General features: G+C 65.3%; 20 protein-coding genes. 8 read left to right on the plus strand and 12 right to left on the minus strand.

Going from position 1 to position 23,726, the window contains the following annotated elements; genetic code table 11:
- Positions 1-42 precede the first annotated feature (42 nt).
- The 3 genes from AAFP30_RS23010 to AAFP30_RS23020 are packed head-to-tail and all read left to right on the plus strand — an operon-like array spanning position 43 to position 3,246.
- Entirely contained in the window at positions 43-1,173 is a 1,131-nt protein-coding gene (locus AAFP30_RS23010; protein ID WP_419232440.1) for a CaiB/BaiF CoA transferase family protein, read from the plus strand.
- Complete coding sequence (locus AAFP30_RS23015; protein ID WP_419232350.1) at positions 1,170-2,456, plus strand: acetyl-CoA hydrolase/transferase family protein; 1,287 nt, start codon at positions 1,170-1,172, stop codon at positions 2,454-2,456. Before AAFP30_RS23010 ends, AAFP30_RS23015 begins: the two co-directional genes overlap by 4 nt.
- Positions 2,457-2,481: 25 nt before the next feature.
- The gene (locus tag AAFP30_RS23020; protein ID WP_419232351.1) at positions 2,482-3,246 is read left to right on the plus strand and encodes an enoyl-CoA hydratase/isomerase family protein; all 765 of its coding nucleotides are present in this window, start codon (positions 2,482-2,484) and stop codon (positions 3,244-3,246) included.
- Here the strand turns inward: AAFP30_RS23020 and AAFP30_RS23025 are convergent.
- From AAFP30_RS23025 to AAFP30_RS23075, 11 genes are all read right to left on the minus strand, one after another.
- The gene (locus tag AAFP30_RS23025) at positions 3,243-3,836 is read right to left on the minus strand and encodes a carboxymuconolactone decarboxylase family protein (protein WP_419232352.1); all 594 of its coding nucleotides are present in this window, start codon (positions 3,834-3,836) and stop codon (positions 3,243-3,245) included. The genes AAFP30_RS23020 and AAFP30_RS23025 overlap by 4 nt on opposite strands.
- Complete coding sequence (locus tag AAFP30_RS23030; RefSeq protein ID WP_419232353.1) at positions 3,833-4,576, minus strand: SDR family NAD(P)-dependent oxidoreductase; 744 nt, start codon at positions 4,574-4,576, stop codon at positions 3,833-3,835. The genes AAFP30_RS23025 and AAFP30_RS23030 overlap by 4 nt, the downstream gene beginning before the upstream one ends.
- Positions 4,573-5,406 (minus strand): TauD/TfdA dioxygenase family protein, encoded by an 834-nt coding sequence (locus tag AAFP30_RS23035; RefSeq protein WP_419232354.1) that lies wholly within the window; start codon positions 5,404-5,406, stop codon positions 4,573-4,575. The genes AAFP30_RS23030 and AAFP30_RS23035 overlap by 4 nt, the downstream gene beginning before the upstream one ends.
- Positions 5,403-6,827, minus strand: a complete 1,425-nt coding sequence (locus AAFP30_RS23040) for an aldehyde dehydrogenase family protein (RefSeq protein WP_419232355.1) — start codon at positions 6,825-6,827, stop codon at positions 5,403-5,405. The genes AAFP30_RS23035 and AAFP30_RS23040 overlap by 4 nt, the downstream gene beginning before the upstream one ends.
- Positions 6,828-6,932: 105 nt before the next feature.
- Positions 6,933-8,639 (minus strand): thiamine pyrophosphate-binding protein, encoded by a 1,707-nt coding sequence (locus AAFP30_RS23045; protein ID WP_419232356.1) that lies wholly within the window; start codon positions 8,637-8,639, stop codon positions 6,933-6,935.
- Entirely contained in the window at positions 8,620-9,555 is a 936-nt protein-coding gene (locus AAFP30_RS23050; RefSeq protein WP_419232357.1) for an SDR family NAD(P)-dependent oxidoreductase, read from the minus strand. Before AAFP30_RS23050 ends, AAFP30_RS23045 begins: the two co-directional genes overlap by 20 nt.
- Positions 9,552-11,387: a flavin-containing monooxygenase gene (locus tag AAFP30_RS23055; RefSeq protein WP_419232358.1), complete on the minus strand. Its 1,836-nt coding sequence runs from the start codon at positions 11,385-11,387 to the stop codon at positions 9,552-9,554. Before AAFP30_RS23055 ends, AAFP30_RS23050 begins: the two co-directional genes overlap by 4 nt.
- A gap of 12 nt (positions 11,388-11,399) precedes the next feature.
- The gene (locus AAFP30_RS23060; RefSeq protein WP_419232359.1) at positions 11,400-12,779 is read right to left on the minus strand and encodes an aromatic ring-hydroxylating oxygenase subunit alpha; all 1,380 of its coding nucleotides are present in this window, start codon (positions 12,777-12,779) and stop codon (positions 11,400-11,402) included.
- A 39-nt stretch (positions 12,780-12,818) separates the two neighbouring features.
- Positions 12,819-13,667 carry an SDR family NAD(P)-dependent oxidoreductase gene (locus AAFP30_RS23065; protein WP_419232360.1) on the minus strand — a complete coding sequence of 283 codons (849 nt, stop codon included), beginning with the start codon at positions 13,665-13,667 and terminating at the stop codon, positions 12,819-12,821.
- A 7-nt stretch (positions 13,668-13,674) separates the two neighbouring features.
- Complete coding sequence (locus tag AAFP30_RS23070; RefSeq protein ID WP_419232361.1) at positions 13,675-15,267, minus strand: SMP-30/gluconolactonase/LRE family protein; 1,593 nt, start codon at positions 15,265-15,267, stop codon at positions 13,675-13,677.
- A gap of 285 nt (positions 15,268-15,552) precedes the next feature.
- Complete coding sequence (locus AAFP30_RS23075) at positions 15,553-16,356, minus strand: FadR/GntR family transcriptional regulator (RefSeq protein ID WP_419232362.1); 804 nt, start codon at positions 16,354-16,356, stop codon at positions 15,553-15,555.
- 113 nt (positions 16,357-16,469) lie between these two features.
- Here AAFP30_RS23075 and AAFP30_RS23080 point away from each other — a divergent pair, with 113 nt between their 5' ends.
- Genes AAFP30_RS23080 through AAFP30_RS23100 form a run of 5 tightly spaced genes read left to right on the plus strand, consistent with a single transcriptional unit; the run spans position 16,470 to position 21,616 of the window.
- Positions 16,470-17,618 carry an acyl-CoA dehydrogenase family protein gene (locus AAFP30_RS23080; RefSeq protein WP_419232363.1) on the plus strand — a complete coding sequence of 383 codons (1,149 nt, stop codon included), beginning with the start codon at positions 16,470-16,472 and terminating at the stop codon, positions 17,616-17,618.
- Positions 17,615-18,571, plus strand: coding sequence for an acyl-CoA dehydrogenase family protein (locus AAFP30_RS23085; RefSeq protein WP_419232364.1), 957 nt, complete (start codon positions 17,615-17,617; stop codon positions 18,569-18,571). Before AAFP30_RS23080 ends, AAFP30_RS23085 begins: the two co-directional genes overlap by 4 nt.
- Entirely contained in the window at positions 18,568-19,347 is a 780-nt protein-coding gene (locus tag AAFP30_RS23090; protein ID WP_419232365.1) for an enoyl-CoA hydratase/isomerase family protein, read from the plus strand. The genes AAFP30_RS23085 and AAFP30_RS23090 overlap by 4 nt, the downstream gene beginning before the upstream one ends.
- A gap of 2 nt (positions 19,348-19,349) precedes the next feature.
- Entirely contained in the window at positions 19,350-20,555 is a 1,206-nt protein-coding gene (locus tag AAFP30_RS23095; protein WP_419232366.1) for an acyl-CoA dehydrogenase family protein, read from the plus strand.
- Positions 20,552-21,616: an acyl-CoA dehydrogenase family protein gene (locus AAFP30_RS23100; RefSeq protein WP_419232367.1), complete on the plus strand. Its 1,065-nt coding sequence runs from the start codon at positions 20,552-20,554 to the stop codon at positions 21,614-21,616. The genes AAFP30_RS23095 and AAFP30_RS23100 overlap by 4 nt, the downstream gene beginning before the upstream one ends.
- Positions 21,617-21,627: 11 nt before the next feature.
- Here the strand turns inward: AAFP30_RS23100 and AAFP30_RS23105 are convergent, their stop codons facing one another.
- Positions 21,628-23,268: a DUF222 domain-containing protein gene (locus tag AAFP30_RS23105; RefSeq protein ID WP_419232368.1), complete on the minus strand. Its 1,641-nt coding sequence runs from the start codon at positions 23,266-23,268 to the stop codon at positions 21,628-21,630.
- Positions 23,269-23,726 lie beyond the last annotated feature (458 nt).

Consider the following 23,726-nt stretch of genomic DNA (forward strand, 5'->3'; position numbering starts at 1 on the left):
TACAAGGATTGATCTGATAGCGTCGGACTCGTGACTCCCGGCATGAAAAACGGCCCACTGCACGGAGTGCGCGTGATCGACCTGACAGCGATGGTCATGGGGCCTTACTGCACCCAGATCATGGCCGACATGGGTGCCGAGGTGATCAAGATCGAGCCACCCGCGGGCGACAACACGCGCTACATCTCGGTGGGTCCCGAACCCGCGATGGGTGGGGTCTTCGTCAATGTGAATCGCGGTAAGAAGAGCGTCGTGCTCGATCTCCGTACCGAGCAGGGCGCCACTGCACTTCACGATCTCGTCGCCAATGCCGACGTCTTCATCCACTCCATGCGGGGTGCGGCCATCGGCCGACTCGGCTTCGCCTACGACGACGTCGCCGCGATCAACCCGTCGATCATCTACACCAACTGCTACGGCTACAGTCGCCGCGGACCGGATGCGAACCTGACCGCCTACGACGACACCATCCAGGCCGAGTGTGGTCTGCCGTTCGTGCAGGAGCAGTTGACCGGCCAGGCCGGCTATGTCGGTTCGATCATCGCCGACAAGGTGGCAGGGATGACCGCGCTGTACGCCACGATGATGGCCCTGTTCCATCGCGAACGCTCGGGTGAGGGACAGGAGGTCGAGGTCGGCATGTTCGAGACCATGGCGTCATTCATGTTGGTGGAACACGCCAATGGCGCCTTGTTCGATCCTCCGCTCGGTCCGGCGGTCTATCCGCGCGCCACCGCCCCGAATCGAAAGCCGTACCGCACCAAGGACGGCCATATCTCGGCGCTGGTCTACAACGACAAGCAGTGGTCGGCCTTCGTCGCCGCCGTGCAGCCGGCGTGGGCCGGTCCGCAGTACGCGACGCTGGAGCAGCGGGCCGGCCAGATCGACACGGTGTACGCGTTGTTGGGCGAGACGTTTGCCGAACGGACCACCGCCGAGTGGCTGGATCTTCTTCGGTCACTGGATATCCCGGCGGCACCGGTACGCAGTCTGGACGACCTGTTCGACAATCCCCATCTCGATGCGATCGGATTCTTCGAGCGCGTCGACACCCCGAACGGTGTCGTACGCTTTCCCGGCACGCCTGCCTGGTTCTCCCGCACTCCCGGACACGTGCGTGGCCCCGCACCGCGACTCGGCGCCGACACCGACGACGTCCTCGGCCGATCATGACCATCACCCGGACACCGTCGGCGGCCCCACTCACCGACCTCGATCTCGCACGATTCCTGCGCCCCGGAGATCACATCGTCATCGGCCAGGCCTGCGGGGAGCCGACCACCCTGATCGAAGCGCTCATCGAACAGTGCCAGCACATTCCGGACCTGACCGCCTTTGTCGCCACCAGCTTTTCCGGCATTTTCACCGCCGAGTCGGTCCGAGGCTTCACCCTGTCCAGTATGGGGGCCATCGGTGCGCTGCGGTCCCTGACGAAATCCGGGAACCTGCAGATCATTCCGTGCCACGTCAGCCAGGTCGGGCCGATGATCGAGTCCGGACACCTGCGCTGCGATGTGGCATTCGTTCAGGTGAGTCAACCAGACTCGTTCGGACGCCACAGCTTCGGGCTGATCAGCGACTACGTACAGGCTGCGGTATCCCGGGCGCGAGTCGTCGTCGCCGAGATCAACGATCAGGTGCCGTTCACCTATGGGGAGATGCTGCCGACGTCACGGATCGACCATGCAATCAAGGTGTCCCGACCGCCCGTCGAGGTGAGTGCCGCGGCCATCAGTGACATCGACACGGCCATCGCCGCCCACGCCGCAGCCTTCATCGGCGACGGTTCCGTGCTGCAGATGGGAGTCGGCGCCGTACCCGACGCGATGCTGCGCCTGCTCCACGACCGTACCGACCTGGGAGTCCACTCGGGGATGGTCGGCGACGGACTCGTCGACCTGGTCGAATCGGGCGCGCTCACCAACGCGCGCAAGACGATCGACCGGGGTGTCTCGATCGCCGGCGCATTGATCGGGACCCCGCGGCTCTACGACTTTGCCGATCGCAACATCTCCCTGCGGATGTGCGCCACCAGCTACACCCATGACGCCGGAGTGCTCGGGCGTCTGGATCGGTTGGTGACCATCAATTCGGCCATGGAGGTCGATCTGACCGGTCAGGTCAACGCCGAGCAGAGTGGCGCCGCCTATGTCGGCGGGACCGGCGGTCAGGTGGATTTCGTGCGCGCCGGCACCCATTCGCGAGGCGGCCACTCCATCATCGCGTTGCCGTCAACTGCCAAGCGCGGCACCGTCAGTCGGATCACCGCTACGCTGTCGGGGCCGGTGACCACCGCGCGGGCCGATGTCGATGTGATCGTCACCGAGTACGGTGCCGCGCAGTTGCGTGGACAGAGCCTGCCCGAGCGTGCCCGCCGCCTCATCGCTGTGGCGCATCCGGACTTCGCCGAGCAATTGGAGAAGGCCGCCCATCCCATCATGGCGCGTGGGTTCTGAACCGGTCCTGACGAGGAGTCCGCACATGCAAGATGCTGTGTTGTTCGACGGCCGGTCCGACGGCATCGCGATCATCACGCTCAACCGGCCGGAGACCCGTAACTGTCTTTCCGTCGAGATCCGGGACGGATTGCGGGACGCCTGGTCACGGTTCGAGACTGATCCGCACCTCCGAGTGGCCATCTTGACCGGCATCGGTGAGGTGTTCTGTGCCGGAGGTGATCTCAAGGAGATGGTCGCCACCGGGATGACCGTGCCGCCGCGCGACATGTTCGCCCTCCCCTACGACACGATCGAACTGACCAAGCCGACCATTGCCGCAGTGAGCGGCGCCGCCTTCGCCGGCGGTTGGATGATCGCGCAGGCCTGCGATCTCTGCGTCGCGGATACGACAGCCCGCTTCGCGATCACCGAGGTGAAGGTCGGCCGCAGTTCACCGTGGGCGGCACCGCTCATCCACATGGTCGGACAACGGATCATGATGGAGATCCTGCTCACCGGGCGACCCATCACGGCCGCACGCGCCTACGAGATCGGTCTGGTGAACCGGCTCGCCGAGCCCGCCGACCTACTGGATACGGCCGTCGACCTCGCCACCCAGATCCTCGCGGGCGCTCCACTATCGGTCAAGGCGGCCCGCGAGACCGTCATGCTCGCCACCGAGATGGGCCGCTCGGCCGCCTTGGCGGCGGCCCGAGCAGCGTCCGAATACTGTTACCACAGCGACGATGCCCAGGAGGGACCTGCGGCGTTCGCCGAGAAGCGTTCTCCCCGTTGGTCGGGACGCTAGTCGAGCCGAGCAGTCGTCGGCAGGAAGGGAACCAGCCCCGGCTCGGCCTGCACGTCGAACGACCGCAGGAACATCGCCAGCATGGCATAGCACCCAACAGTGAAGACGATGTCCATCAGTCCACGGTCATCGAACCCGGTGGCCAGCACGGCCCAGGTCTCGTCGTCTATGGTGGCGATGTCGAGAAGTTGATCGACCGAACGGAGCAGTGCCCCTTCGATGTCGCTCCATCCGGGAGCACCTCCACCGTCGCGGATCCGCGCGATCTCGTCCCCACTGACCCCGGCGCGGTCGGCCAGGATGACATGCTGCGCCCACTCATAGTCGGCATCCCGGAGGTATGCGACTCGCAGCACGAGCAACTCGCGTTGCCGAACGGTCAACGCGGACCCACCCAACAGATGTCTGTTGAAGGTCAGGAACGAGATGGCCAGGTCGGGATAGCGGGCGAGGGTGCCCAGCAGGTTGTCGCCTGCCTGCCGGCCCTCCTCGGGACCGGCACCTTTGACCGCGGAACGAAATCCGTCGACGTACGAACGCATCTCGGATTCCCACTCGACCCGGCGGATCGGATCGATACGGGCTGTCACGTGTTGCGCCCGCCGTTGACCCCGATGAGTTGCCCGGTGATGTACCCGGCTTCGTCGCTGACGAGGAACGCGGTTGTCGCGGCGACATCCTCGGGTCTGCCGATCCGGCCGACAGGCGTCTTGCCGATCTGGGCGTCGACGTCGACCATGCCGGAGTCGACGGTCTTTCGCAGCATCGGGGTGTCGATGAACCCGGGCGGGATGCTGTTGACGGTGATGCCGTGACGGCCGAACTCGAGTGCCAGCACCTTGGTCAGGCCCACGACCCCGGATTTGGACGTGACATAGGCGCCCAATCCCGGTGAGCCGCTATGCACGCTCGACGACGAGATGTTGACGATACGTCCCCAGCCCTCGTCGATCATGTCGGGGAGTACCAGCTGACAGCAGTCGAACGTGCTGGTGAGGTTCACCGCCAACGCTGCCTGCCACGAATCGCGGGTGATGTCCAGGAAGGGACTGGCCAATGTCGCGCCGGCGCTGTTGACCAGGATCGCCGGGCGACCGAGTACCGCGCGGACCTCGTCGAGTGCCGCCGCGATCGCAGTTCGGTCGGTGACGTCGACGGCCAGTCCGGTAGCCTTGCCACCGTCCTGCGTGATCTCGGCGGCCGCGGATTCCGCTGCGGCGCCGTTGATATCGAAGATCGCCACCAGGTCGCCATCGTTGGCCAGACGGCGGCTGATCGCACCACCGATCCCCGACGCCCCACCGGTGACGACGGCGGTACGGCCGGTCACTTGATCTTCTCTTGGCCGGCGACGGTGGAGCGGTGCATGACCCGCGGTTTGGCATGGTCGAAGTCGCACACCCGATGCACCAGACCGGTGTTGTCCCAGATCACGGTGTCCCCTTCACTCCAACTGTGCCTACACACCTTCCCGGGGCCGGTGGTCCGATCCCGGAGGTCCGCGAGCAGGGACCGCCCCTTGTCGACGTCCATCCCGACGATGTGCGATGCCGTGGCACCCAGCACCAGCGACCGGCGCCCCGAATCGTGCTCCCAGACAAGCGGATGCTCCCGCACCGTCCGACTGGCCCACTCCTCGAGTTGAGCCGGGGTCGGGTCGTGGTAGGTCATCCGTTGCACGGCCTCGAAGGTGTGGACCACACGGAGGTCGGCGAACAGTTCCTTCTCGTCGGCGGACAGGTCGTCGTACGCGGCGTAGGTGCTGGCGAACTCCGTCTCGCCGCCGGTCTCCGAGGTCACCCGAGCGGTGAGAATCGATGTCTTCGGCGCAATCTCGTCGAGCAGACCGTCGATATGCCAGAACCGATTGCTCGCGAAGTACTCGGCGTTCGGATTCGACGGATCGAAACTGATCTCCATCACCTCCGCGGTCTCCGGCGGGAGGTGGGAGAAATCGATCAGAGTGCCCAGCTTCCGGCAGAAGCGCACCAGCGCTTCGTCACTCGCATTGAGTTTCGGGAAGATCAGCACACCGAAGGTTTCGAGCGCTTCGGACACCGCATCGGGAAGATGTTCGTCGGCTGTCAATCGCTCGGCGTCGAAGTCGTTGACCATCGCCCCGGTGGTCTCGGTGATCTCCTCCAAGATCAAGGTGCTCATGCATCGCCTCCAGTCCCATACCCGAGGATGCCCTTGGTCTCCAGGTAGTCGTCGAAACCGAAAGCACCCCATTCACGTCCGTTACCGCTCTGCTTATAGCCACCGAACGGTGCGCAGAAGTCGAAGCCGTCATTGATCGCGACCGATCCCGCCCGGATGCGCCGTGCGATGCTACGGGCGAGATCGATGTCCTCCCCGGCGACATAGCCGGCCAGCCCATAGTCGGTGTCGTTGGCAATGTCCACAGCATGGTCGATGCTGTCGTATCCCAGGATCGTCAGCACCGGCCCGAAGATCTCTTCGCGGGCAATCGTCATGTCGTTCTTCACGTCCGCGAAGACGGTCGGCTGGACGTAGTAGCCCTTGGTGAGCCCGTCGGGTCGGCCCGGACCGCCGGCGACCAGGGTCGCTCCGTCGTCGATGCCCCGTTGGATCAGATCCTGGATCTTGGTGAACTGCGACTCGGCGACGACCGGACCGATGCCCGCGTCATCACCGACAGTCACCGTCGCGGCCGCGGTGCGCGCGACTTCGATGGCCTCTTCCATCCGCCCGCTCGGCACGAGCATTCGTGATGGCGCACTGCAGGTCTGACCCGAGTTCAGCATCATCGTGACGACGCCCTTGCCGACGTTCTCGGCGAAACTCGCGTCGTCGAGAACGATGTTGGGTCCCTTGCCGCCGAGTTCCTGGGTGACGCGTTTGACGCCCGCCGCGGCATTCTTCGCGATGTCGATGCCTGCGCGGGTGGAGCCGGTGAAGGAGACCATGTCGACGTCCCGATGGCTCGACAGCGGCACACCGACGCTCGGTCCGTCACCCTGGACGAGGTTGAAGACCCCCGCAGGAACGCCTGCCTCGTCGAGGATCTCGGCGAAGATCTGACCGGAGAACGGGGCTCGCTCCGACGGCTTGAGTATCATCGTGCAACCGGTCGCCAATGCCGGGAACACCTTGACGGCAATCTGATTGAGCGGCCAGTTCCACGGAGTAATCAACCCGCAGACGCCGATCGGCTCCTTCACGATCAGCGTCTGCCCCTGCTGCTCCTCAAAGGTGAAGTTCTGCAGTGACTCGATGACGGTACCGAGATGACCGGCGCCGAGGTCGAGCTGGAATCCGTTGGCCAGTGCGGTCGGCGCACCCATTTCCTCGGTCAACGCCGCCGCCAGGTCGGGCCGGCGTTTGGTGTAGACCTCGGAGATACTCTGCAGCAGCGCAACCCGGGCAGCAACCGAAGCCATCGACCACGTGGCGAATGCCTTACGCGCGGCGGCGACCGCACGGTCCACATCGCCGACCGAACCCACGGCCACCGTGCCGGCAACCTCTTCGGTGGCCGGGTTGACCACCGTCATCGTCGTCGACTGTGCGGGTTCCACCCATTCGCCGTCGATGTAGAACTTCAGATACTCACGCATGATCCTGCTTCCTCTTGTGCTGGAATTGAAGCGCCCCGCTCCCGAGCGTCTCCCCCGCTCCCTGAGGAGCTCGCGAGGCGCTAGCCGAGCGAGCGTCTCGAAGGGCTACTGCTGCCCTTCCGCATACCAGGTGCGGAACTCGTCGTAGCTCGGCATCTCCTCGGAATTGGCCTTCGGGTCGACCGGTACGTGGATGACGCCGGGTTTCCCACTGGCGAAGGCGCGCTTGATCGCTGGAGCGATCTCCTCTTCGTGCTCGACGTATTCCCCGTAGCATCCGAGTCCCTCGGCGATCTTGTCGAAGCGGGTTTCGGAGCTCCAGTGGACGCCGGTCTCCAACGACCCCTGCCCGTAGGTGCGTTTGTAGACGCCGACCTCGAGTCCCCAGGCATAGTCGACCGCGACCACACACACCAGTGGAAGATTCTGTCGGGCTGCGGTTTCCAGCTCCGCTATGTGGAACTGGAAAGACGAGTCACCGGTGATGAGCATCATCGGTCGCTTACCGCCGTCGGCCACCCCGGCGCCGACGGCGTAGGGCAGGCCTGTCCCGAGGTGACCGAAGTTCTGATTCCACATCACGTCGTGCGGCTTGGCCTGCGAGTACGTCCACCCGAAGATGGTGGTGGCACCGCCGTCGCGCACCATGATGCCGTCGGACGGAAAGTCTTTGGTGGCCTCCACGATGAGCCGCGCCGGATGGACCGGGGTCTGGCCCGACGGTGCGGTCTCGGCGAGTTCGGCAAGCCGAGCGGCGTCGTCGCGGATCCACCGGTCGAGATCGGCGGTCGGTGTCCGCGGAGTGTCTTTCAGGGCGTCGACGAGCTGCGGTACCACGGCGCGGAGGTCACCGACGAGCGGTACGTCGATGGGACGGTTCACGCCGATTGCCGCCGGATCCTGTTCGATGAGTATCCAGCTGCGGTTCGCCTCACCGTCGATCCAGTGTCGGCCGCGCCCGAAGTGCACCGGCTCACCGAGTTCGGTGCCGATGGCCAGGCACAGATCCGACGTCACCACCGACTCCACCGCCGACGGCGAGAACCCATACGGGAAGGTGCGGTCTTCGAGTCCCTCGATATACGACGTGCCGCCCGAGGTCTGGATCACCGGACAGGCCATGAGCTCGGCCAGTGCCCGGACCGACTCGCCCGCTCGTGCGGTATGCACACCATGTCCGACAAGGAGAATCGGCTGTTTCGCAGAACGGATCAACCCGGCGGCCTCGTCGATGAGGTTCTGTCCCGCGGTCTGCCCCACAAGCCGGTACGACGCGGGCCGGAGTGCCGCGGGCACGTCGAGTTCCTCCTGGATCACGTGCGACGGGTACTCGATGTACACCGGGCCCGGTGTGCCGGACAGCGCCTTGCGGATCCCTTCGCGGATGATCTCGTCGGTCTGGTCGGCGTATTCGATACTGGCGCTGTACTTCACCGACGGTTCGACGAGTGCGGACTGTTGGACGAACTGGATGCGGCCGCGACGGACGCGTTGTTCGGTGATCCGGGCCCGCTGCCCGCCGAGGAAGATGACCGGCGAGTTCTCCACTTTGGCGCACATCATCGCGCCCGCCATGTTCGCGATACCGGGGCCGAGTGTGGCGATACACACCGCAGCCTTTCCGGTCATCCGGGACACCGCCTCGGCCATGAAGCCCGCCGACTCTTCATGGTGCGGTGCAACAACATTCCACCCGCGCTCCTCGGCGGTATGGAACAGGTGGACGAAATTGGGGTCCGGAATGCCGAACATCGTGTTGATGCCCTCGGCCTCGAAGAGATCGAGGATACGTTCATAGACTTTGACCGACATGTGCGGCTCCCTCCGTGGTACGCGCAAAGCTTCTGGTGATGTGTTCGGTGTGGCCAGACGGGACGACCGGCAGAATCCAGGGGTCGGCGGTGTCCCGAATGGCATCGATCTGTTCGCCGACCTGCTCGATGGTCCACGACGGCTGATACACCCCGGGTGTCTCGGCGACAAAGGCACGCGCGATGCGTCCCGCGATCGCCACCAGCATCTCACCGGTGATCGAACATGATTCGTGCGCAAGCCATCCCACCGCGGGAGCCGCCAGATCCGGTCCCATCGGCGGATATGCCGTGGTGTCGAGTCCGTCGGCCAGGCGGGTCACCGCGGCCGGGATGATGACATTCGACGCGACGCCATGCTCCTGACCTTCGAGCGCCGCGACGTTCGACAGTCCCATGATGCCGGCCTTCGCGGCCCCGTAGTTCGCGACCTTGTGGTTTCCGTAGATGCCACCGATCGAGGAGGTCAGCACGATCCGGCCGTACCCCGCGGCGCACATCGCCGGGAATGCCGGGCGCACGACGTGAAACGCACCCCGCAAATGGACGTCGAGGACGGCGTCGAAGTCGTCGTAGGACATCTCCGTCAGCGACGCGTACCTGTTGTTTCCGGCGTTGTGGATGAGGATGTCGATGCGCCCGAACCCCTCGATCGCCGCATCGATGATCGCCTGTCCCCCTTTGGCGGTCGCCACCGATTCGGTATTGACGATGGCCCGACCGCCGGCCTGCCGGATCTCCTCGACGACGGCAGCCGCGGGACTCGCATCGGCACCATCGCCCGCGATGCTGCTGCCGGGGTCGTTGACGACGACGGTGGCGCCGCGAGAGGCGAGCAGCAAGGCGTAGGCCCGGCCGAGTCCGCGGCCGGCGCCGGTGATCACCGCGACGCGATCGTCGAATCGGAGGTCAGTCACTTCTTGAGCACCAGACCTTCCAGTTCGCCGGTGTCGCGCCAGGTTTGCAGTAGCTCGCTGAGTTCGTAGAACCCACCCCAGAACGGGTCGCCCAGGAACGACCGTCCATTGGGCTCACCCTCGCTGTTGTAGTAGCCCGGGGTGCATTCGGTGGTGAAAGCGCTGTTGTCGACGGAGTAGTCGCGGATGGTCTGTACCCAGCCGTCCTCGGCCTCGAGTGTGGGCTCGACGTAGGTGGCTCCTCGGTCGAGTGCTTGGGCGACGATGTAGGAGATGTGGTCTGCCTGCTGCTCGAACATCAGCGTCGTCGATGCGGTCACACCGCCCTGGACGAACCCGGTGGCGAAGTGGTTGGGGAATCCGTGCGCCATCACACCATGCAGGGTGCGGAAGCCCTTGCCCCAGTGGTCGTACAGCGAGATGCCATCGCGACCGGCGAAAGGTGCGATGTCGAACTGCCGCTCGAGTGCGGTGGTGATCTCGAAGCCACTGGCGAACACGATGCAGTCCACCTCGTGTTCGACACCGTCGGCCACCACGCCCTTCTCGGTGATGCGTTCGACGCCCTGGGTCTCCGAAACGTCGACGAGTGTGACGTTGGGCCGGTTGAACGTCGGCAGGTACTCGTCGTTGAAGACCGGACGCTTACACATGTTGCGGTAGTACGGCTTCAGCTTCTCGGCGGTCTCGGGGTTCTCGACGATCTGCTCCACCCGTTGACGCAACCGCTCCATCGCACGGTAGTCCTCGATCTCCTTGAGTTCCATGAACTTCTGCGGGTCGGCCAGCGCTGCCCAACCTTCGAAGTTCGGTGTCGCGTTGAGCTTCGCCGCCATGTTGCGGGCGACCTCGGTCCATCCGTCGCAGATCAGGTCCGGTTCGCCCGGGTTGTAGAAAGCGAAGGCAGCGTTGTGGAAATTGCGTTGCCGGGCCGCACGCCAGCCAGGTTCCAGGGTCTGCACCCACTCCGGATCGGTCGGATAGTTCGCACGCTCGAAGATGTAGGACGGTGTCCGCTGGAATACGGTGAGGTGCTTGGCCCCCTGTGCCAGGTGCGGGATGGCCTGCACACCACTCGATCCGGTGCCGATGACCGCAATCCGCTTGTCGGCGATCTTGTCCAGACCGCCGTGCAGGTCGCCGCCGGTGTAGTCGTAATCCCAACGCGCGGTGTGGAAGGTGTGGCCCGTGAAGTCCTTGATCCCCGGAATGCCCGGGAGTTTCGGCCGGTTGTAGGGTCCCTGGCACAGGATCACGAATCGCGCACGAATCGCATCACCTCGGTTGGAGGTGATCTGCCACCGGTTGATCTCACCGTCCCACTCCAGCGAACGCACCAGCGTGTGGAACAGTGCATGGTCGTACAGACCGAAGTGCTTGCCGATGCGCTGAGCATGCTCGAAGCACTCGTCACCCTTGGAGAACTTCTCCTTCGGCATGTAGCCGGTTTCCTCGAGCAGCGGCAGGTAACAGTAGGCGTCGGAGTCGATCTGGATGCCGGGGTAGCGATTCCAGTACCAGACACCGCCGAAGTCACCGCCGAGTTCGATGATCTTGAAGTCGGACACGCCTGCCTGCTGCAGGCGGTGTGCGGTGATCAGTCCGCAGAAGCCACCGCCGAGGACCACCACATCGATGTCATCGGTGATCGGTTGGCGCGGAACGACCGGCAGGTGCGGATCGCCTTCATAGAACTCGGCGAAATCGTCCTCCGCCTCCAGGTATTGGGCCTGTCCGTCGGCCCGTAGGCGTTTGTCGCGCTCGGCGAGGTACTTCGCGTGGAGCGCCGGGATGTCGACATCGGGTGTCTGCGTGGGTTCGCAGTTCTGCATCGTGAGTCCTTGCTAGTCGAGATCGGTGGGTTTGCCGGTACCCATGTACTCGGCGAGGTTGTGATGGAGGTTGACGACGCTGCGCTCGCGGTACGGATTGGGTTTGCACCCCGAGAAGCCGCGTGACTTGATGCCCTTCTGGACCGCGGCCATGTTGGAGAAATCCTGAGGCAGCACGGTGCGCCAGTCGGGGGAATTCTCCGGGGTGTACTCCCATTCCGTCTGGGGCTCTTCACCTTCGGGGAACAACTCGTACACCGCTGCCTCGAAGTAGCACTTGTCCGGGTCGTCACCGTAGGGTCGAGCGCTGTAGCAGAGCATGTTGTTCAGCGCGTGGCCGATCTGGAAGTTCGGGAAGATCTGCCATGCGGTGCCGCTCTTCGCGACGATCTGCGGGTCCACGGTCGGCCAGATCACGCCGCGGTCGGCGTCGGTCTTGCGCGCGGAGGCCAACCAGTGCGCGAGCACCTCGTTGGGTGGTGTGCCTTCGGGCAGTTCGTCCATCAGGCGTTGCGCGGCATCGACCAAAGTTCGGGTGGTGTTGGTGTTTGCGTTCTCCCAGGTGAAGTTCTGCAGATCGATTGTCGACTTGCGGGCGTCGGGCCCGTCGGCGACCCGCAACTTCGCCTGGTTGTCCTCCATGCCCTTCGGCACGTCGTAACCGATGTTGCTGTGCTTGCCCTGCGCCCGCGACCAGCCGAGAAATGTTCCGTAGGCGCGAAATTCGGGGTGGGTGTAGGGGACGTGATAGGTCTCCATGAAGGCCTCGAGGGCGATCTTCCAGTTGCAGTCGAACACCAGCCACCGCCGCCACCGATACCGCATGTTCTCCAACTGGAACGGGTCCAGCAGTGACGCAGCGGGTTCCAGATAGTCGCGCAGCGGCTCGCAGTTCGGATCGGGGTTGATCCAGATCCACCCGCCCCAGGTGTCGACCTGCACGCTCGGTAACCGGGTCTTCTCCGGGGTCAATGCCTCCGGCCAATCTTGGCGTTCCGCCGCCCAGGTGTTGTTGCCTTCGAGATCGTATGTCCAACCATGGAATCCGCAGACAAAGGTACGGCACTTGCCATGCGCCTCACGTTTGCCTTCCGGCGTATCGACGAGTCGACGGCCCCGATGCGAACAGACATTGTGGTAGGCCTTGATTGTGTTCTCGGCCGAACGCGCGATGATGTACGAGTCGTCCATGATGTCGTAGGTGAGGAAGTCGCCCACCTTCGGGATCTCCTCCACGCGCCCGACCTGTTGCCACACCTTGGTCCACAGTTTGTCGCGTTCGGCGCGCAGGTAGTCCCGCGAGATGTAGGCCTCCACGCCGATCTCGACCGCGGTACTCAGCCGCTCGGGGGCCTCGACGGTTTCCTGGATGTTGTCGATGGTGTTTGTCATCGCATTCTCCTGGGTGAAAGTTGTTGTTTCAGCACACGATCAGGGCATGGTGATCGCGGCTCGGAACGACTCGTCCTTGAGGAACAGAGACGTGTGATCGGCACCCATGTGGGTCCATTTGAGGTTGAGTCCACCGTCGACCAGGAGCGTCTGGCCGGTGATGTAACTCGACAGGTCCGACAGCAGGAACAGGATGGCACCCGCCTGTTCCTCCGGCCGACCCCGCCGTCCCATGGCGATCGCCCGACGATCCCGCTCGGCATCCTCGTCGACGTAGGTCGTCGAGGCGGGGGTGGCGGTGACACCGGGTGCGATCGCGTTGACCCGGATGCCGTCGGTGGCCAGCTCGACGGCCATGGTGCGCGTCGCCGCCACCAACGCCGCTTTCGCCGTCCCGTAGCCGATATGGAATGGCGCAGTGTTCATTCCGCTGATCGACGAGATGGAGACGATGGATCCCGATCGTTGCTGCGATTTGAGCTCCGCCGCAACGGCTTGGCTCATGAAGAACATCGTCTCGAGATTCGCCGCGAACAGTTCTCGCCAATCGGATCGACTCACGCGTACGGACGGCATCCAGGTGGCCGGCGCCGCGCCCCCCGCGACGTTGACCAGACCGTACAGCGGTTCATCAGCCCGACCGGCAGCGTTCATGACTGTGGCGATGCCGTCGTCGGTGGCGACGTCGGCCGCCACCGGGATCACCGAAAGCCCATCAGTGACAAGCGGATCGATATGGGTGGTGAGGTTGTCGGCCGAGCGGCTGACCGCGACCACGGTGGCCCCGGCCTCGGCCACCATCCGGGTCACCGTGGTACCGATACCGCCGCCGGCGGCACCGGCGACGATCACCGTACGGCCCGACAGGTCGACGATGTTGTTCTCCATCGCGAGATCAGGCTCCCTTCCGCACGGCCAGGACGCTGCCCTCGGCATCGCCGGAGATGTACAGGGTGCCGTCGGGTCCGGCGGCGATGCCGGCGAACGGGCCCTGAGGTCCGGAGAACGGTTCCAGACCGAGCAACGGTTTGGGCGTGACGCCCGGGGGCGCGCCGACCGGGAGATGCGCGGCGATCGTCTGTCGACTCTTGGTCTCCAGATCGAAATCGACCAGGGTCTTCGCGCCGGTGTCGACGATATAGAGCCGGCTACCGACGACGGCGATGCCCTGCGGGCACTCGAGTCCGTCGATCACCGTGTCGGTTCCCGAAACACTGACGGCGACAATCCGACCGGCGCCGGACTCGGCAACCAGGCAGGTGCCGTCGCCGGTGAACGCGACACCCATCGGATGGTCGAGGTCACGGGCTGCGACGGTGGTGGTGCCACCGTCGACCGTCAGCACGGTGCCCGCTCCGTAGTCGGCCGCCGCGATGACACCGTTCGCGGACACCGCGACTCCGTAGAGCTGGTCGAAACCGTCTGCGACGACCTCGGATTCGCTGCGGCCCGGCGCATACCGGGAGATGATGCCGTTGCCGGTCACCACGAATTCGCCGTCTCCGGTCGCGGTGATCCCTCGGATGTAGCCGGGATAGCCTGGGCTGAAGAGCATTCCGAGGACGCTGAGGGTGCCGCCCGGAGGTCGGGACAGGAGGAAGGTGCCGTCGGCGATGTAGAGGGTGCCGTCGGGTCCCGTGGTGAGGTCGAGCGGCCAGGTGAGCCCGTCCGCTAGAGCGGTCCGCGTCTCCCCCGGTGCCACGATCTCGGTGATCTGTCCGGTGAACCCGGAGACGAACAGGCGTCCGTCGACGAAGGTCAGGTTGTCCAGACCGGGCGAGAGTTGCGCGAGCAGTGTCTGCTCGCCGGTACGCGGATCAATGCGCAGGACCTGGCCGGAACCCACCTGGGTCGAGACGATATAGCCGTCGGCGTCGAACTTGACCGAATCAGGGCCGCCGAGGCCGTCAGTGACCCGTTCGGGTTCCCCGCCGTTCGGGTCGATGCGCCAGATCTCGTTCGCCCCGAGCAGCGGGTAGTACAGCTTGCCGTCCGGTCCGACCTCCATGGCATTCGGCATGGGCAGGTTGTCCGCCAAGACCTTCGGCGCACCACCGGCGAGCGGGATCTCCATGAGACGCCCACCCGGGCGGCACTCGTTGACGAACAGCCGCCCCTGATGGAAGGTGATGCCGTTGGCGCCTGGCAGATCGTCGCGCAGAAGCCGTGTGGTGCCGGTTCTTTCGCGGACACTCACGCGCCCGTCGTAGTACTCGGTGACGTACATGTCACCGTTGTCGGCGAAGGCGATGTCGTCGGGGGCGATGATGTCACTGCCCATCGCGCTGATCGTCTCCAACGCTCCGGTGGCCACGTCGAACGCGGTGATCTGACTGCCGGCCACCTGCGCGACGTAGATCCGGCCGTCCGGACCCGTGCGAATACCGTTGGCGCCGAACAGCCGACTGGGGTCGGTCAGTCTCTCGAGTTGCCAGCCTTCGGCGAGGTCAAAGGATGCAGAACTGGTGTAGCGGGCCGTCGAACTCACGGTGGCCTCCCGTCGTAGAGAGCGATGATGTCAGCACTACAGCGGTGATGCACACCACACTGTTGCTGCCGCCGAGTCTAACGCCAAGCACGCAATCTTTACAAGGATTGAAAGTTTAGAGGCGCTCCCACTTGTACTGCCCCCGGTCGAGTCGCTTCCCCCGCCGGTCGAGTCGCTTGCCCCGCTGGTCGAGTCGCTTCCCCCGCTGGTCGAGTAAGCCCGCGAACGCCAGCGAGCGAGCGCATCCGCCGGGCTGAGCTTGTCGAAGTCGAGGCCGAGAGCCTCCTACAGCCGCGAACGCCCGTGATTGTGAATCGTCTGCCGCGCCATCGCCGCCGAAGCGTCGACGATGCGATCGCCATACCGCTCCAGCACGAGGTCCTGCGTGGCCGCGAGATGTGCGCGCGCCAGATTCTCCGCCCTGTCCGCCCGCCCGGCCGCGATCTCCTTGACCAGCTTGCGGTGGGTACGCACCGCCTCGTCGGCCTCCAACTGCGACGGATACTCACCGTGCCGGTGCCGAGCCTCGGCCCAGGCTTCCTCCTGGGCGGTCCACAGAGCCACATAACTACCGACGGCATAACGCAGGGTGGCATTGGGCGTGAAGCCGACGACAAGGTCGTGGAAGTCACGGGCAGAGTGAGTGAACTCGGCACCCTCGGTGAGCACCTCCACCGACGCGTCGATGGCCGCGGTCAGCGCCGGCACCACCACCTCGGCCCGGTCCTCGCGTCGGGCGCATTCGGCCGCACAGAGCGGCTCGAGCATGCGCAGCCCGTCGGCGAGGTCACGTAGCGTGACTCGGCCGGCTTGCAGGGACAGTCCCAGGTGATACGCCGCAGAGGTCTCATCCGGGCGGTGGACATCGGCTCCGCCGACATTGCCGCGCCGCACCGTCACCAGCCCCTCGGTCTCCAGGATGCGCAGCGCCTCACGGATGGACGGATAGCTGACACCGAAGTCCTTGACCAGTTGCTCCTGGGTGGGCAGGCGGTACCCGTCGACGTCGAGGATGAGAGTGCGGAGCTCATCGGCAACGGTTTCGGCGATACGCCGCTGCGGGACGCGACCGTTCCTCACCACGGTCACACCAGCCACGTCTCGGTCATGGGGAGAGTGTAAGGCACACCGCTCACCCCGGTAGCCGGCTTCGATCCATCAAAGCTTTCAATCCTTACAAGGATTGAAGTAGGGTGGGTCGCATGGACTTCAGCATGGGCGATGCGGCCATCGAACTCCGCCGTACACTCCGCCGCCTGATGGACGAGCAACTACCGGCCGGCTACCGAGGAGCATTCACCGACGATCCGGCCGACCTGCAGACCGCCCAGGATTTCTGCCGACACCTGGCCGACCTCGGTCTCCTGTGCTTGGCGTGGCCGGAGGAGTTCGGTGGTCGCGGCGCGTCGATCTGGGAACAGACGGTGGTGCGCGAGGAGATGTGGGCCCATCACGAACCCCGCGGCGCGCAGTACATGGGGGTCAATTGGGTGGGCCCGACTCTCATGCGTCACGGCACCGAAGCCCAACAGCACCAGCATCTTCCGCTCATCTCGCGCGGCGAGACGATCTGGTGTCAAGGCTTCAGTGAGCCGGGTTCGGGATCCGATCTCGCCTCCCTGCGTACCGCTGCACGCCGCGACGGCGACGGCTGGCGCATCTCCGGCCAGAAGATCTGGACGTCGTATGCGGGGATGGCGGATTGGTGTTTCCTACTGGCCCGGACCTCCACCGAGGGCCGCAAACAGGAGGGGCTCACGGTGTTCCTGGTGCCGATGTCGGACCCCGCCGTCGAGGTCCGGCCGATCCGGTCGATGCTCGGTCCGCACCACCTCAACGAAGTCTTCTTCGACTCGTTGCGCGTCACCGAGACAGATGTCCTCGGTGCAGTGGGCGACGGATGGAAGGTCGTTCAGGAGGTACTCGCGTTCGAGCGTGTCGGGATCGCCCGCTACGCCAAGTGTGAGCGGTTGCTGCGCCGGGCACCCGAGGTCCTCGGCGACAGTTGGGACGACCTCCCCGACGACCTGCGTACCCGGTGGGTCCACGAGTTGCTGCGGTGCCGGCGCGCCCGCCTGCTCGCCTATCGCGTGGTCTCGATGCAGGACGAGGGCCGAGTGCGGCCCGGTGATTCGGCTGCCTACCGCATCGCAGTCACCCGCCTCGACCAGACGAGCGCCGAAGTCCTCATCGAGATCGCCGCCCATGCGACCGGCGACGACCCGGCGACCGAGTTGTTCCGCCGTGACACCGATTACCACTGGGCCTACTCGCAGGCCGCGACGGTGTCCTCCGGCAGTATCGAGATGCAGCAGATTCTGCTCTCCCGAGACCTGTTGGCGGCCTCATGAACATCGACCTGAGCATCGAGGCCCGCGACTACGGGATCGCCGCCCGGGACGCTTTCAAAGCAGCAGGCGGTGATCAGCTGGCCCAGTCGGCTGAGCTCGAACCACGTAGTCGCGCCGCAGTTCTCGAACCGGTCCTCGCCGATCTCGGTGCCTGGGACCTCGATCCGCGCAGCAACTCCGAAGAACTCGAGGCGGCCGCCGCGCTCTGCCGGGCCGCCGGACACTGGGCCGTGCCCTACCCCATCGCCGAACGACTCTCCCGGCCGACCGATATCGACGTCGACGGATTGCTCGTGGTCGCCGACCACGATCCCCGAGGCGCAGTTGCCGACCTCGAATTACGTTGGACTGCAGTTGATATGAATGGACGTCGCAGCATCGCCACTCCCCGGCCGGCCACCGGGTCACCGCGAACATCGGCGTTCGTCACCCGACTCGACCTCCGTCCCCACGACGAGAACGGCACCGACGATGCCGCGCTGGGTCTCGTGCTGCCCATCTGGACCCTGCTGGGCATGCTCGACCGCGCCATCGAACTGACGCGGGAACACATCCTGCTGCGGGAGCAGTTCGGTCGTCCGCTGGCCAAGCTCCAAGGTGTGCAATTCCAGCTCACCGAGGCCGAAGTCGCACGCATCGGCCTGGATGTCCTTGCCAAGCATGCACTCTGGAGTCTGCAGAGCCGAAGCCCAGATGCACTCGACGACGTCCTGGCCGCCCGCATCGCCGCCATCGAAGCCGCCGAACAGGTGTTCCGGGTGGCGCATCAGCTGCACGGTGCGAGCGGCTTCTGCGACGAGACGACGCTGTCGTGGCTGTCCAGATACAGCATCCCTCTGCGGCGGTTACCATTCGGACTCTCCGAGACCGAGGCGGTGTTGACCGATCGAGTCGGACGGGTCGGCCTCGACGTGAGCTTCACCGGCTCCGACATCGAGGATGTGATCCCGTGACCTATGACCTCCCCGAGGAACTCGTGGTCGAATCCGACGGGCCCATCCGCATCGTCACCATCAACCGGCCCAACGATCTCGGTGCCGTCAACAAACAACTGCACTGGGCGCTGGCCAATGTGTGGCGGCAGATCGCCGCCGACCGCGACGCCGCCGCCGTGATCCTCACCGGGTCGGGGCGTGCCTTCAGTGCCGGCGGCGACCTCGGCTGGATCACCACCTTTCTCGACGACCCGGCGGCCCGCGACGAAAGTCTGCGTGAGGGAGCCGAAATCATCGACGAACTCCTGCGGTTCCCGCTGCCGGTGATCGCCGCGGTCAACGGGCCCGCGGTCGGACTCGGATGCAGCATCGCCGTGCTCTGTGACATCGTCCTCATGTCGGAGACCGCGCATCTGGCCGACCCGCACGTCGCGGTCGGACTGGTCGCCGGCGACGGTGGGGCCGCATTCTGGCCCTTGCTGACCCCCATCCTCCGGTCGCGCGAATACTTGTTCACCGGTGATCGCATCGATGCCGCGACCGCGGTCGAACTCGGACTGGCCAGTCGCACAACCACACCCGGCGACCTCATGGGCGAGGCCCAACACCTCGCCGAGCGGTTGGCCGCGCAACCACGCGAGGCGCTACAGAGCACCAAGCGGATCGTGAACATGTACCTCAGTGCGGCACTGGGCGGTCCACTGCAGGCCGGATTCGCCGCCGAACAGGTCACCATGCAGTCCGCCGAGCACCGTCGACGGCTCGAAACGATCGCCGCTCGGGCACGCCGATGACCATGGCCGCAACGACCTTTACGACGACTGGCGACGCGGAGTTCCGCGACACGGTCCGTGCCTGGTGCCGCGACCATGTGCCCCGCGACTGGAGACAAGCACAGACCGGAGCCTCCGACGCGGAGTTCGTCGAGTTCCAGCAGTCGTGGTTCAGACAGCTGCGGGAGGCGGGATTTGCTGTGCCGCATTGGCCTGCCGAGTGGGGCGGCGGCATGTCGGTGGCCGAACAGGTGGCCCTCTACCAGGAGTTGGCCGCACACGACGCCCCTCGCCTGGTCCTCCCATTCGTCTCCATCCACCACGCGGCCTCCACCTTGCTGGGGGCGGGCACCGACGAACAACGTCGCCGCCATCTACCGGCGATCCTCGACGGCGAGATCTGGTGTCAGGGTTTCTCCGAGCCGGGCGCCGGATCGGATATGGCCGCGATTCGCACCGCGGCTCGACGGGACGGCGATGCCTATGTGGTGAATGGGCAGAAGCTCTGGGCCAGCGGAGCCGTGCACGCCGACTGGTGTCTGCTGCTGGCGCGCACCGACCCCGATGCGGCCAAGCGCCACGGGATCTCGTACTTTCTCCTGGACATGCGGACACCAGGAGTCGACGTCCGGCCGATCCGACAGGCCACCAGCGAATCCCACTTCGCCGAGATCTTCCTCGACGACGTCCGGATTCCGGCCGCAAATCTCGTCGGGCCGGAGAACGACGGATGGCGGGTCGCCCAGCAGACACTCGGCGCCGAACGCGGCATGACCATGCTCGAACTCGCCGAACGCCTCCACCATGGTGGCTTCCGGTGGCTGGTTGACCTCTGCGCCCAACCAGGCCCGAACGGTGCACGCCCCCTGGATGATTCGCGAGTCACCGATCGTCTCGCCCAGTTGGAGACCGAGCTGACCGGTTTGCGTCTACTCGTCGCGGACTTCGTGGCCGACGATCATCCGGGCGCCGCCGACGCATCGGTGGTGAAGCTGTACTACAGCGAACTGCTACAACGCCTGATGGACTTCGGCACGGAGATCGGTGGCCTGGCCGCCCAGACGCGGCTGCGTAAGCCGCTCTCGAGCGGATGGGAATCCGCTTGTTGGGCACTCGATTTCGTGGGCTCATGGGAGTGGACGATCCCCGGCGGTAGCAGCGAGATCCAGCGCACCATCATCGGCGAGCGGGGTTTGGGATTGCCCCGGGAACCCGGAGGGACTCGATGACCGCCACCACCGATCTGTCCGGTCTCCACGAGGAGTTGGCCACGGTCGCACGAGACGTGCTCGGCACCGCACACCCAGACGCGACGGTCGACTGGGGTCTGATCATCCGGTCGGGATGGGTCGGCCTGGATGTCCCGTCCGAGTTCGATGGTGCCGATGCGACCTTCGCCGAGGTTGCCGTCGTCTTGGGCGAGTTCGGCCGCGCGGCGGCCCGAGGGCCGTATCCGTCGGTCGCGTTGGCGATGGCCGCACTCGCCGGCGTGGACCGGCATCCCGCGCGCGACGAGTTGCTGACGATGGTGACCGGCGGCGACACCGTCGTGGTGGTGGCGTTGCCCGCGGAAACGAACACCGTCGCCTTCGACCTCGAGATCACCGCCGGCGGAGCGACAGTCAGCGGTACCGCCGCGTTCGTCCTCGACGCGCCGTACGCCGATCGCCTGCTGATCCCGGCACGCGACGCCAGCGGCGATGTGGTGTTGGTCGATGTCGATGCCCGCTCCAACGGCCTCGAGCTGCGTCCACGGCCGGTCGTCGACGCAACGCGTTCCTTCGCCGACATCACCGCTGACGGTGTGTCCGTCGACGCTGAGCACATGTGGCGTTGCCAGACCTCCGGGGACTTTGTGAGCCGCCTGCGTGACCGCGCGGCCGCATCCATTGCCTGCGACAGCCTCGGCATCGCCGAGGCCATGCTCGACGCCACCGTCGACTACGCCCGTGTCCGAGAGCAATTCGGCCGTCCGATCGGCTCCTTCCAGGCAGTCAAGCATGCCTGCGCCGACATGTACGTGCAGGTGGCGATCGCCCGACGTCTCGTGGGCGCGGCCGTCACCGCCGTCGCCGCTGGTGACCCGGACGCTGGTATCGCTGTCTCGCAAGCCAAGTCCTACGCGTGCGACGCGGCCGTCGCAGTGGCCGGCAAAGCGATTCAACTACACGGCGGCATCGGCTACACCTGGGAGAGCGGCCTGCACGTGTACCTCAAGCGCGCGACGCTCAACCGCGCGCTGTACGGCTCCCCCGCGCACCACCGCCAACTGCTCGCAGACCGTTACTGATCGCAGGTGTCTCAGAACGGCGCTTCGGGTCCTTCGTGGTGTCGTTTGTGGTTGCGATTCCTCTCCGCCCGCCTGCGGGCATGTTTGTTCGCCGTCCGACTACGGGTGCGGGTCGGGCGTTCAGTGCGTTCGGTGGTGGTGGTCGGCGGAGCCTGCGGTGGGGCGGTGTAGCGGATACGACGCAGCCCGGGGAACAGTTCCTCCATGGTCTCGGCCTCACCGGGGATGACGAGGCCTTCGGGAGTGATTGTTTCCGTGCGTATCCGGCCGTCTTCATCGCGCCACTGATCGTCAAGCCACCCAGAGTGCGTCTTCAGCAGATGCCATGGACGGCACTTCGGATTCATGTTCTCCGACGTGGTCTGCCCACCCGCACGGGGATCATCGTGGTCGTATTCTTCGACGTGGTCGTTGTCGCAGTCCCACGCACTCTTGGTGCAGCCGGGTTCGCTGCAGTGGCCGTGACGGATCCGCAGGAACGCGTCCAGTGATGCGGTCGGCCGGTACGGGTCTGACGGGATTGCTCCGGGCAGCGTGAACCTGCCGTCGGGACTCATCGGGGTCCCTGATGGGATCAGTGGTGCGATCCGCGCATCCGGACGTTGGGCGAGTTCGCGGGCGTGGTCGGCGTCGATGACCCCGTGCCCGTCCAGGTAGCCGGGATTATCGGCAGAGCCGTCGAGGGTGCTCTCGTCGCAGACCACGTGAATCACGAACCTGGGCTGCACCGGAACGAGCGCCGTCGACGGCACGCCACTCCCAGGCTGGTCGGTCCCAACCTTGTCGGCCTCGACGTCGTCTGTCTTGACGTCGTCGATCTCGGAGTCATCCTCGACCTCGAGAGTCAACGCAGTGATCGGGCACTCCTCACCCCCGCATTCACACCCGAACTCGCTGCCCGTCAACAGGGCGAACTCGGCGTCGGAACGCCGCTGGTTCTTGGTGCGGCCATCATGCTCACACACCCGATCCGCCAGCACATCGATGCAGGCGTAGGCGATGCGCGCGTTCTCCGCCGACATCACCGCCGTGAGTTCAGCGGTCCCGTCGGCGCGTTTGTCCACCCACACGCCACGCTTGTCCACCGCATCCTTGCGACGCTCCCGCACCGCATCCGGATCGTGACGGAACACGATCCGATCGACCATGTCACGCAACCGCTTCAACGAATACGTACCCGCCCGCAACCGCTTCGCGATCTCCGCATCCACATACGGGGCGTACGACTGGCCGTCGATCAGATCGGTATCGACGATGATCTGCTGAATCTGCCGCTGGCAGATCACCCCGTCACCCAAGCATTCGAACACATCCGGCAACCGGTCTCGGACCACGATCGCCTCATTGAGCAGCGTCTCGGCCTGGTGGCGGGTCAGGGTGCGCTGCTGAGCGATTCGGGTGGCGGCGTCGGCGAACCCGTCGACCACAAACCCGTCGGTGTCCTCGCGCGGCGCGACAATCCGATCGAAGACGACCTGCGCGAACTGGTAATCGCAGTAGGCCAGATAGGAGCGCCCACGATCCACATCACTCATGCCCAGCAGCACGTCGTTGATCGGCGCCTCATCCGCGTCGCCCGCCTCGATACCACCCACGAAGGCAGCCGGGAGCCCACGCCATAGCGGCGTCGGGAACCCTGCAGTCGCGGACACGAGAAGCCTTTCGACAGATGCGGACATGGCTGCAGGACGCCCACATTCATCTCTGTCGCGACTCCCGGAACTCCGGTCGCGCGGCCTCTCATCAATCTCGTTTTCCTGCTGGTTCCAAGCTACACCGGGGGTCCGACAAGTCTTGATCGGTTGCTCGCGAGACCCTTCGATACGCTCGCGGGCTGTTCAGGGAGCGGATGGGCACACACTCGCCCAGGTACGCAGAATGCCCTGACTCCTGGGGGAGTGGTCAGATCGCATGGGCAGAATGCTCAAACTCACCGGTACCCGTTGACCAGTCCGCTCCACCCGGCCCACACTCGATCATGTTCTGCACACACTCAGGACACGACGGGTGGTCGCGATCCGGCCACCCACCACACACGTCTGGCGTCCCACCGCCACCGCCGGTCATGCGCGAGCAGCAGATCCCTTCCGCGCCCCATGTCCGCCTCGCA

Origin of the sequence: Gordonia sp. CPCC 205515 (assembly GCF_048537925.1) — a bacterium.
Classification (GTDB): Bacteria; Actinomycetota; Actinomycetes; order Mycobacteriales; family Mycobacteriaceae; genus Gordonia.